At 64.1% G+C, this 10,677-nt stretch carries 11 protein-coding genes; 9 read left to right on the forward strand and 2 right to left on the reverse strand.

Annotation, left to right across the window (positions count from 1 at the left end):
- From rpmE to A2J02_RS10090, 5 genes are all read left to right on the forward strand, one after another.
- Nucleotides 1–147, forward strand: a 147-nt coding sequence (gene rpmE, locus A2J02_RS10075) for a 50S ribosomal protein L31 (RefSeq protein ID WP_068049725.1), incomplete at its 5' end; no start/stop codon positions are given.
- A gap of 3 nt (nucleotides 148–150) precedes the next feature.
- Nucleotides 151–318 carry a 50S ribosomal protein L32 gene (gene rpmF, locus A2J02_RS27210; RefSeq protein ID WP_032388658.1) on the forward strand — a complete coding sequence of 56 codons (168 nt, stop codon included), beginning with the start codon at nucleotides 151–153 and terminating at the stop codon, nucleotides 316–318.
- Nucleotides 319–344: 26 nt separating this feature from the next.
- The gene (locus A2J02_RS10080; RefSeq protein ID WP_068049727.1) at nucleotides 345–1,403 is read left to right on the forward strand and encodes a VIT1/CCC1 transporter family protein; all 1,059 of its coding nucleotides are present in this window, start codon (nucleotides 345–347) and stop codon (nucleotides 1,401–1,403) included.
- Nucleotides 1,404–1,721: 318 nt separating this feature from the next.
- Nucleotides 1,722–2,903, forward strand: a complete 1,182-nt coding sequence (locus A2J02_RS10085; protein ID WP_068049728.1) for an RtcB family protein — start codon at nucleotides 1,722–1,724, stop codon at nucleotides 2,901–2,903.
- Nucleotides 2,904–3,066: 163 nt separating this feature from the next.
- Nucleotides 3,067–4,785: a metallophosphoesterase gene (locus A2J02_RS10090; protein WP_068049730.1), complete on the forward strand. Its 1,719-nt coding sequence runs from the start codon at nucleotides 3,067–3,069 to the stop codon at nucleotides 4,783–4,785.
- A 64-nt stretch (nucleotides 4,786–4,849) separates the two neighbouring features.
- Here A2J02_RS10090 and A2J02_RS10095 read toward each other — a convergent pair whose 3' ends face one another.
- On the reverse strand, nucleotides 4,850–5,866 hold the full coding sequence (locus A2J02_RS10095) for a magnesium and cobalt transport protein CorA (RefSeq protein WP_068049738.1): 1,017 nt from the start codon (nucleotides 5,864–5,866) through the stop codon (nucleotides 4,850–4,852).
- 109 nt (nucleotides 5,867–5,975) lie between these two features.
- Nucleotides 5,976–6,257, reverse strand: coding sequence for a PASTA domain-containing protein (locus A2J02_RS10100; protein WP_068049732.1), 282 nt, complete (start codon nucleotides 6,255–6,257; stop codon nucleotides 5,976–5,978).
- A 112-nt stretch (nucleotides 6,258–6,369) separates the two neighbouring features.
- On the opposite strand from A2J02_RS10100, the gene A2J02_RS10105 reads away from it, so the two are divergent.
- The 4 genes from A2J02_RS10105 to A2J02_RS10120 form a co-directional block, all read left to right on the forward strand.
- Nucleotides 6,370–6,984, forward strand: a complete 615-nt coding sequence (locus A2J02_RS10105) for a trimeric intracellular cation channel family protein (protein WP_068049734.1) — start codon at nucleotides 6,370–6,372, stop codon at nucleotides 6,982–6,984.
- A 55-nt stretch (nucleotides 6,985–7,039) separates the two neighbouring features.
- Nucleotides 7,040–7,726, forward strand: coding sequence for a response regulator transcription factor (locus tag A2J02_RS10110; protein WP_032395747.1), 687 nt, complete (start codon nucleotides 7,040–7,042; stop codon nucleotides 7,724–7,726).
- A complete protein-coding gene (locus A2J02_RS10115; protein WP_068049736.1) occupies nucleotides 7,726–9,177 on the forward strand; it encodes a HAMP domain-containing sensor histidine kinase in 1,452 nt (483 codons plus the stop codon). Before A2J02_RS10110 ends, A2J02_RS10115 begins: the two co-directional genes overlap by 1 nt.
- A 101-nt stretch (nucleotides 9,178–9,278) precedes the next feature.
- Nucleotides 9,279–10,677, forward strand: a 1,399-nt coding sequence (locus A2J02_RS10120; protein WP_082899496.1) for a S1C family serine protease, incomplete at its 3' end; no start/stop codon positions are given.

Below are 10,677 nucleotides of genomic sequence, written 5' to 3' on the forward strand. Positions count from 1 at the left end.
GACGGCAACACCTACCCGCTGATCGTCGTCGACGTCTCGTCCGAATCGCACCCCTTCTGGACCGGAGCCGCCCGCGTGATGGACACGCAGGGACGCGTCGAGAAATTCGAGAAGCGTTACGGTCGACGAAGCCGAAAGGACGCCTGAATCATGGCTGTTCCGAAGAGAAAGATGTCGCGCTCGAACACCAGGAGCCGTCGTGCGCAGTGGAAAGCCGTTGCTCCCGATCTGGTGACCGTGCGGTTCCAAGGTCGAGAGTTCCGAGTGCCACGGAGATTGGTCAAAGCAGTACAGACCGGGGTGTACGACCCGAGCTGACCCTCGACGGGTCTATCTTCACTTTCATGAACGACGGACCCAGTGCGCGAGATGTGAGGCGGTGGCGGCAGTATCTCGCCGACGAGCGGGCCGAGGCTGCCGTCTATCGCGATCTGGCAGGTCGACGCGTCGGCGAGGAACGCGAGATATTGCTCGCACTCGCCGATGCGGAGGGCCGTCACGAGCAGCATTGGCGAAACCTACTGGGCGAGCGAGTCGGCATGCCGCTCAAGGGCGACATTCGCACCCGCATCCTCGGTGTGCTGGCGCGTCGGTTCGGCTCGGTGTTCGTGCTCGCATTGGCGCAGCGCGCCGAAACGCGCTCTCCGTATGCCACCGACTCCGATGCCACCGACGCCATGACGGCCGACGAGCAGATCCATGCCGAGGTGATCAGGGCACTCGCTGCCCGCGGTCGCAATCGACTGTCCGGCACGTTCCGAGCCGCAGTGTTCGGTGCCAACGACGGCTTGGTGAGCAACCTGGCTCTGGTGCTCGGTATCAGCGGATCCGGTGTGTCCAATCAGATCGTTCTCGTCACAGGACTGGCAGGACTGCTCGCCGGCGCGCTGTCGATGGGCGCGGGCGAGTACGTCTCGGTCCGCTCGCAACGGGAACTGCTCGAGGCGTCGTCCCCGGACAGTGCCGCGCGCGATGCCGTCCAACACCTCGACGTCGACGCCAACGAACTGGCGCTGGTCTACCGGGCGCGGGGCATGACCCACGAGGAAGCCGACGCCAAAGCCGCCGAAGTGCTGCGAGTACTACCTGCCGACGAGATGGCCCCCGACGTCGATCAGCACGAGTCCATCGGAACCGGCCTCGGTGCCGCCGCGGCCAGTTTCTGCTTCTTCGCCTCCGGTGCGGTCATCCCGGTGCTGCCGTATCTGTTCGGCCTCGAAGGCTATGTGGCACTTGCCGTTGCCGCCGTCCTCGTCGGAATCGCATTGATCTGCACCGGCCTGGTGGTGGGACTGCTCAGCGGCGGGCCACCGGTCAAACGTGCTCTGCGACAGTTGGCCATCGGCTACGGCGCGGCTGGGGCGACGTATCTGTTGGGACTCGCATTCGGTGGGGGAGTGTAGGAGCCGGCGTTGTGGGCAGGTTTGCACACTATCGGGCCTCAGCGACGGGATCCCGTCCGCGCATGGCACTTCTGTGCATTCAGTCCCACTACGTTTCGAATAATTCGCTCGCGTGGGCATGGTTTCGCTCGATAGGGTCCTCGTCATGCGCGCAACCGTTCTGTCTGGTGCCGCTCTCGACACGAGGGCAGGTACGGGCCTTGTGCTGCGCGCGTATTCACCGGAGGGATGCGCCGCTCTCTGCGGTAAACAAGCTCCGCTCGTGAATCGACCCATCGAATAGCGCCCTCTTGTGCAAGGGGGCAGAAAGGAAACATCATGCCCCCGAACAAGGTGGGCTTGCGTTTGCTCAATTGGGCTTCACAGCTCGAAGACAAGACTCTCGAGCAGGCCCGTGAAACAGCGTCGATGCCGTTCGTGCATCCGCACGTCGCGCTGATGCCCGACGCCCACAGCGGTATGGGAAGCGCCGTAGGAACAGTGATTCCTACGCTGGGTGCTGTCATTCCGGCCGCCGTCGGTGTCGATATCGGCTGCGGAATGATCGGTGTCCGAACGGAATTCATACTCGACGACGTCGATGGCCGTAATCTTACGGACCTGCGACTCGCCATCGAGGCAAGCATCCCTCTCTCGCCCGGCAACTACAACGTCGGCGTCGACCGGTGGGATTTCACCGCGCCAAAGTTGCTCGAACTAGAGGAGTTGGTGGCCAAGGACGGTGTCGAGCTGAACCACTCACCGCAGTGGCGTGAGCAGCTCGGTTCGTTGGGCGGCGGCAACCACTTCATCGAGCTGTGCCTCGACGAAACCGATCGGGTGTGGCTGTTTCTGCACAGTGGGTCGAGGGGCGTCGGCAACAAGATCGCCAAGAAGCACATCGCGGTCGCACAGCGTCTGTGTGCGCAGTGGTGGATCGCGTTGCCCAACAAGGACTTGGCGTATCTGCCCGAGAGCTCACCCGAATTCGGGAAGTACATCCGAGACCTGAAGTGGGCGCAGCGGTTCGCGTACCTGAACCGTGCCGAGATGATGGACCGGTTCGGTGCGGTGTTCGCCGAGTGGATGGGAACCGACGACCATCGCGAGGTCGAGCGGATCAATTGCCATCACAACTACACGGTGAAGGAAACGCACGCGCACAAGGACGTGTGGCTCACCCGTAAAGGTGCAGTGGACGCACACGAGGGTGTCAAGGCGATCATTCCGGGCTCGATGGGAACGCGCTCGTACGTGGTCGTCGGTAAGGGCTCGCGGGCCGGCCTTCGCTCGGCTCCTCACGGTGCCGGTCGGCAGTTCTCGCGGACCGAGGCCAGGAAGCGGTTCACCCACGAGAACCTGCAGGAGCGGATGAAGGGGATCGAGTTTCGCGACAGTGCCGACTTCATCGACGAGATTCCCGACGCCTACAAGTCGATCGATGTCGTGATGGAGGACGCCCGCGACCTGGTGAGCATCGAGCACGAACTGAGGCAGATCCTCAACGTCAAGGGGACCTGAGTTCAGCTCCCGTCGTGCGTGGAATTTCGTAGTAGGTCACGAGCTTCCATGCACGACGGGATTGTCCTCGTTCGTCCCGTTGTGCATCGGTGTTCTCGTACTGTTCACTCAAGTGCTTCGCTTGGTTAACGGATAGAGCGGGCGTCACCGCCACGATCGAGTCATGACGCTCAATCCCGCAGGCGAGACCGTCGCGACCGGTATCCCGGGCACGCTCGCCGAGAACATGACCATGGCCGAGCAGCACGATTGGCATCGGTCGTTCCTGCGGCGGCACCCGGTCAGTCGCCGAAACTTCCTGGTGGGAGCAGCCGCAACGGCCGCCGCGGTAGGCGTCGGGAATTCGGTTTTCGCGCGCACCGCCTATGCGCAGGACGCTCCGCTGGCCGTTGCCGGACGGCACATGGGATTCGGAAACGACCCGGCGACGCAGTTGCGGTTCTCCGCTCAGCTTTCTCGCAACCCCGGGCTCACCGGAGTCTTTCTCGACCACGGCCCCACGCCGGCGCTGGGCGCGACGACCTCTGCCGAGGTGCGGAACCTGATCAGCCAGGTACCGCAGACCGACGGCGGGATTCTCTCGGCCGAGCAGTACTACGTGCACGTTCCCGTCGACAATCTGACGCCGAAGTTGCCGCACTACTACCGCTGGCGCACCGCCGACGGCTTCGTGAGCGATATTCGCAGCGCATCCCCGGCGCTGCCGTCGGGCCGCATCGCACCGTTCAGGTTCACGATGATGGGCGATCAGGGCGTCGACGAAACGCCCTCGCAACCAGAAGGTCTGGTGGCCGGCGACTACGACGACCAGTACTACAAGGCCGACAACGAACCGTCGGTCAAGCACGCGCGCAACATCAATCGGCAGATCGAGGCCTCGCACCCGGACTTCCACATCCTCGCCGGTGACATCGCGTATGCGGACCCGTCGGGTGCCGGTCTGCCGCCGCAATTCGCGAAGCACGGACAGACGCCGCCGAAGGGATTCGACAAGTTCAACCCCTTCGTCTGGGACGGCTATTTCCAGGCGATCGAAGCCAGTGCGTCGACCGCGCCGTGGTTGTTCGCCACCGGCAACCACGACATGGAAGCGCTGTACAGCCCCAACGGATACGGCGGCCATGCAGCGCGGTTGGATCAGCCGAGCAACGGGCCCAAGGGCTGCCCGTCGGCGTACTCGTTCGTCTACGGCAACACCGCGGTGCTCTCGCTCGACGCGAACGACGTCAGCTACGAGATCAAGGCCAACACCGGATACAGCGGCGGAGCCCAGAACACCTGGGTGGAGCAGACTCTCGCCAAATATCGCGCCGATCCGAACATCGACTTCATCGTCTGCTTCTTTCACCACTGCGCGTACTCGACCACGTCGACGCATGCGAGCGACGGCGGCGTGCGCGACGCATGGGTTTCGCTGTTCGACAGGTACGAGGTGGATGTGGTGCTCCAGGCTCACAACCACGTCTTCGAGCGCACCGATCCCATTCGCGGCAACCGTGCGACGCGGGTCGCCGGTGACAACGCCACGGTCGACGGAAAGACCGACGGCACCGTGTATTACACCGTCGGTGGTGGTGGTCGTCCCCGCTACACGTTCCAGGACGGCGAGGGCGTGAGCTACCGCGGCAACGAGTTGCCCGACACCGCAGTTCCCAACAGCTACGTCTGGGCACCGGACGGCACGAAGTCGGCCGAATCCATCACCTGGTCGAGGGTGCGATTCCTGAACTACTCGTTCGTCAGAGTCGATGTGGTGCCGGGCATTCCGGGCATCACGGCCAGCAGAATGACGATCGGTGCCATCGACGAATACGGCAACGAGTTCGACAGGTTGACCTTCACCCGCGACATCCCGATCGGCCCGAGGTTCGGCTCGTCCTAGGTATCCATGTGAGCGGAACTTCGACCCCTGCTACGAAGTTTCGCTCACATGCGGCGGAGCCGCTCTACAACCATTTCTGACGCTTGAACACCACGAACAGTGCAGTCGAGCAGATCGCCATGGCGAGCAGTGCCATCGGGTAGCCGAGTTGCCACTTCAATTCCGGCATGTCGTCGAAGTTCATACCGTAGATTGCGGCGATCAAGGAGGGTGCGAAAAGAATTGCACCCCATGACGAGATGCGCTTGACCTGTTCGTTCTGCTCCAGGCTGGCTTCGGTCATGTTGCGCATCTCTTCGTTCTGCTGCTGCGCGACGATGGTCGAGTGCACGGTCAACGCATTCTGCAGGTTGGATCGGAAGGACTCGATGCGGTCGGAGACGCGGATCGCGTGATCGTGCACGTCGCGCAGGTAGCGTTGCAGTTCAACGTCCACGTTGTACTTGTCCGACCCTCGCTTGAGTGATTCGATCATCTCGACGAGTGGCTTTGCAGCACGGTCGAATTCGGACACTTCACGGAGCAGTGAGTAGATTCGACGCGAGACCGACGGGTCGCCGGTGAACAGCTGATCCTCGATCTCGTCGATGTCGTTCTGCAGTCCGGTCACCACCGGGACGTACTCGTCGACCACTTGATCGAGGATGCCGTAGAGGATCGCCTCGGGTCCGAGTTCGATCAGTTCGGGAGATCCTTCGAGGCGCTTCCGCACCATCGCCAGGTCGGGGGATTCGGCGTGGCGAATGGTGACGACGAAATCCGGACCGAGAAAGATGTGCAATTCGCCGAATTCGACCTTTTCGGTCTCGTCGACGTATCGCGCGGGCCGGAGAACGACGAACAGCTGCTCGGTGTACCGTTCCAGTTTCGGCCGCTGGTGGGCTGCGATGGCGTCCTCGACGGCGAGCCGATGCAGGCCGAACTCGTCTGCCACAGACATGATTTCGGCGACCTCGGGTCGGTACAACCCGATCCATGCCATTCCGTGCCGCTCCCGCATGACCTCGAAGGTGATATCGAGGCTCTCGGGATTGGCAGTGCGTTTTCCGTTCACGTAGACGGCATTGTCGATGATCGGCACTTGTTCGTTCACCTCGGTTCTGCGAAATTCTGCTGCGCACCGAGACTATCGCTTGCAACCGCAACGCGGACAGTCCCGCCGCCGGTTACGACGGGACGGTGCGGGCGAGCTAGTCGCGTCCGACGATCACCAGGATGGACGCGTTTTCGTTGACCTTGGCCCCTGCTTGAAAGCTGGTTCCGAGGACGATGGCGTCGGGTCGGTCGTAGTTGACACTCACGTTGGTGAAACCGGCATCCGAGAGTGCCTCCAAGGCTGCGCTTTCGGAGCTGCCGGCCACATCGGGGATCGTGGCCCGATCCGTGGAGGCTTGGGCGACCGCGCCGCCACCGAGTGCAAGTGCTCCCGCCGCTGCGACTGTGGCGATGGTTTTCTTGAATCCAATACGCATGAGGTGCTCCTGGGGGTTGACATCGGTTACAACTCGAAGGTGCTCCCCGATGCTGGGGCTGGCCTCGGATGTTGCTGTCAGATCCCTGTCAGCGCCGTGACATGCTGGTCCGATGCTTCTCGACGTGCTCGGATTGATCGGTATCGCGGCCTTCGCGGCCTCCGGTGCGTTGATCGGAGTACATCGCCGGTTGGATCTGTTCGGGGTGTGCGTCGTCGGAATCACGACGGGCATCGGCGGTGGCATCATTCGTGATCTGCTGCTCGGCATCCACCCGCCGACGTCCCTGGACACGTGGCCGAACCTCACCGTCGGCTTCCTCGCCTCGCTGGTCGTGTTCGTCGCGCATCGGCAGATGGGCAAGGTGCGACGCGGAGTTCTGGTGCTCGACGCATTCGGCATGGGCCTGTTCGCATCGACCGGCGCGACGATTGCCTTGGCTTCGGGCGGTAGCGCGTTGGCCGGAGCTCTCATCGGCACGACGACGGCCGTGGCGGGCGGCGTGATCCGAGACGTTCTGGTCAACGAAGTTCCGCTGCTGCTGCATCGGGACCTCTATGCGCTGCCGGCTCTGCTCGGTGCGTCGGCTGTCGTGTTGGCCGACGCTGCGAGCCTGCCGGAGAACGTGGGTCTGATCGTGGGAACACTGCTCGCGACGGGGTTGCGTCTGCTCGCGCTGTGGCGAAAGTGGAACCTCCCGCTGGCCAAGCACCTACCCACTCCGTAGTCGGATTGGGCACCCCTCTCAGACATATCTCAGTCGACCAGGACAAACTGTACGGATGCGGATATTGGTGGTCGACGACGATCGAGCAGTGCGTGAGTCGCTGCGCAGGTCGCTGACGTTCAACGGGTACACCGTGGACCTGGCGGTCGACGGTCTCGACGCGCTCGAGCAGGTTGCGGCGGCGCGTCCCGACGCTCTGGTGCTCGACGTGATGATGCCTCGGCTCGACGGCCTCGAGGTGTGTCGTCGGTTGCGCAGTGTCGGCGACGACCTGCCGATTCTCGTGTTGACGGCCCGGGACTCTGTGTCCGAGCGCGTCGCCGGCCTCGATGCCGGTGCCGACGACTACCTGCCCAAGCCGTTCGCGCTCGAGGAGCTGTTGGCTCGACTGCGTGCACTGCTTCGGCGGACCGCGATGGAAGCGGGCATCGACTCGGAGACCATGACGTTCGCGGACCTGTCGTTGGACCCGGTCACCCGTGAGGTCTCGCGCGCCGAACGCTCGATCAGCCTCACCCGGACCGAGTTCTCGTTGCTCGAGATGCTGATGACCAATCCGCGGCGGGTGCTCACCAGGAGTCGCATCCTCGAGGAAGTGTGGGGTTACGACTTCCCGACGTCGGGCAACGCGCTCGAGGTGTACGTCGGTTACCTGCGGCGCAAGACCGAGGCGGAGGGGGAGTCGCGGCTGATCCACACCGTTCGCGGTGTGGGTTATGTCCTGCGCGAGACGCCCCCGTGATGGTCGCTTCGTTCGGGCGCAAGTCGACCGACGGTGTCGGCTCGTCGCCGACGGGGATGCGCCCACCGATGCCTCTGACACGGTCGGTGTCGCTGCGGTGGCGGGTGACGTTGCTCGCGGCCTCTGTCGTCGCAATTGCGGTGGCTGTCATGGCCATTGCCGCGTACACCGTTGTCTCGCGGGCGCTGTACGGCGATGTGGACACTCAGTTGCGTTCTCGCGCAACCGCGTTGGCGGAGTCGACTCTGGTGTCCTACGACCCGCGCTTCGTTGCCGGAGCCACGCTGTACAGCACCGATGTGAGTGTGGCCCTGATCTACCCGGACATGTCCAGCTACAACCCGCCCGGGCCCAAGGTGCCGATCGGTGATGCCGAACTCGCTGTCGTGAGTGGACAACAGGAATCGTCTCTGCGCACACTCGACGATCAACGGGTGCTCGCACTACGCACCAAGGACGGCAGCACTCTCGTCGTCGCACAGAGACTGCTGCCGACCGGACAAGTACTCGACCGTCTGGCATGGGTGCTGTTGATCGTCGGTGCGTGCGGAGTGGTGCTGGCCGCTGGCGCTGGTATGGCCGTGGGACGCACCGGTTTACGCCCGATCGCCCGGTTGACCGCTGCCGCCGAACGAGTGGCGCGCACCGACGATCTGACGCCGATTCCGGTGACCGGTGACGACGAGTTGGCTCGTCTGACAGAGAGTTTCAACACCATGCTCCGCGCGCTCGCCGAATCTCGTGGCAGGCAGAGCAGATTGGTGGCCGACGCCGGCCACGAACTACGGACTCCGTTGACCTCGCTGCGGACCAACATGGAGTTGCTGATCGCGGCCGGACGCCCCGGAGCCCCGTCCATCCCGGACGAGGACATGGCCGAGCTCCGAACCGACGTGGTGGCGCAGATCCAGGAATTGTCCACCCTGGTGGGTGATCTGGTCGATCTGGCGCGTGAGGATGCGCCGGAGACGGTGTTCGAGCGAGTCGACCTGGCCGATGCCGTCGAACGCAGTCTCGAGCGAGCACGCCGCCGTCGCAACGAGATCGACTTCGATGCGACGCTGATGCCGTGGTTCGTCTACGGCGATCAAGCAGGCCTGTCGAGGGCCGTGCTGAACGTGCTCGACAATGCAGCGAAGTGGAGCCCGAGCGGCGGTGAGGTGCGAATCGCCATGCGGCAGATCGGTGATGGTCTGCTCGAGTTGACGGTGGACGACGCAGGACCGGGCATTCCCGAGGAAGATCGCGAGTTGGTGTTCGAGCGCTTCTATCGCTCCACGGCATCACGCTCCATGCCCGGAAGTGGCCTGGGCCTTGCCATCGTGCGACAGGTGGTCGTCAAGCACGGCGGCACCATCGGGGTCGAGGTGTCCGAGCGTGGCGGTGCCCTCATTCGAATCGTGTTGCCCGGTGAGGGTGCTCCTGATCCCACGACACTCTCGGCAAACTGATAGCCGGATCTCAGCGACCTCTCAGTAGCGCCCTGCACAGTGAGTAGCAAGAAGGCGGGCGGACCTCTACGACGAGGTCTCTACTGAAGGAAGCAACAACGATGAGCGACGACCGTAACGAATCCGAACAGACCGGACAGGGTGCCGGTGGCGAGCAGCATCCGGCGGACCGGGCTTCGCGCGGCGACGAGCAGAGCTACCCCACCCAGCAGCACCCGCCTCAGCAGGCCAACCCCCAGCAGGTAAATCCCCAGCACGCCGGCTCGCAACCCCCGCAGCAGGGTTATCCGCAGCAGTACGCCGGCTACGGACAGAACCCCTACCAGCCCGGCTACGGGCCGTACGGTCAGCAGGGCGACCCACGGACCGCCCAGCACACCCACGCCCAGCCGCAACACGTTGCACCGCAATCCAACTCTGCGCCTGCCGCGGTGAAGACTCGCTCGGGTCGTTCTGCGCTGGTGGCCGGTGCCATCGCCCTCGTACTGGTCGGCGGCGGAATCGGCGGCGCAGTCGGTGCCATCGCGACCAACAACGCCAACGGCGGCGGGGGAGTGACCAACTCGTTGAACTCCACCGTCACCGCCGCAGAGCCGGCCGCCAATTTCCCCGACGGTTCCGTTCAGGCCGTCGCGAACAAGGTCCTGCCGAGCGTGGTGCAGATTCAGGTGACGGGTTCGCAGGAGGAAGGCGAGGGCTCGGGCGTCATCCTCAGCAGCGACGGCTTGATCCTCACCAACAACCACGTGGCGACGGGCGCGGGTGCCAACGGCAAACTCACCGTCGCGTTCTCCGACGGATCGGTGGCCGACGCGACGATCGTCGGTGCCGACTCGGTCTCGGACATGGCCGTCATCAAGGCCGAGGGCAAGACGAACCTGACGCCCATCGAGCTGGGTTCGTCGTCGAACCTCGAAGTGGGTCAGCAGGTCGTCGCGATCGGCTCTCCGCTCGGCCTCGCGGGAACGGTCACCACGGGCATCGTGTCCTCTCTGAACCGGCCGGTGTCCACCTCGGGGGAGTCCGGCAATCAGAACTCGGTGATCGACGCCATCCAGACCGACGCTGCGATCAACCCGGGTAACTCCGGCGGCGCGCTGGTCAACACCGACGGACAACTCATCGGTATCAACACTGCGATCGCCACGATCGGCGGCAGCCAGGGATCCGGAGCCCAGAGCGGATCCATCGGGCTCGGGTTCGCGATCCCGGTGGATCAGGCCAAGCGCATCGCCGACGAGCTGACCACCACGGGTAAGGCCACCCAGGCGATGATCGGGGTGCAGGTGCCGTCGCAGGACGACGCCAACGGCGCAACCGTCGTCGAGGTCACCGAGGGTGGCCCCGCCGCATCGGCAGGCATCCCGACGGGTGCCGTGATCACGAAGCTCGACGACCGCGTCATCTCGAGCGGTGACGCGTTGATCGCCGCGGTGCGCTCGCACGCTCCGGGAGACTCCGTCACCGTCACCTACAACGAGGGTGGCAGCGAGAAGACGG

Source organism: Rhodococcus sp. EPR-147 (assembly GCF_001647185.1).
Lineage (GTDB): Bacteria > Actinomycetota > Actinomycetes > Mycobacteriales > Mycobacteriaceae > Rhodococcoides.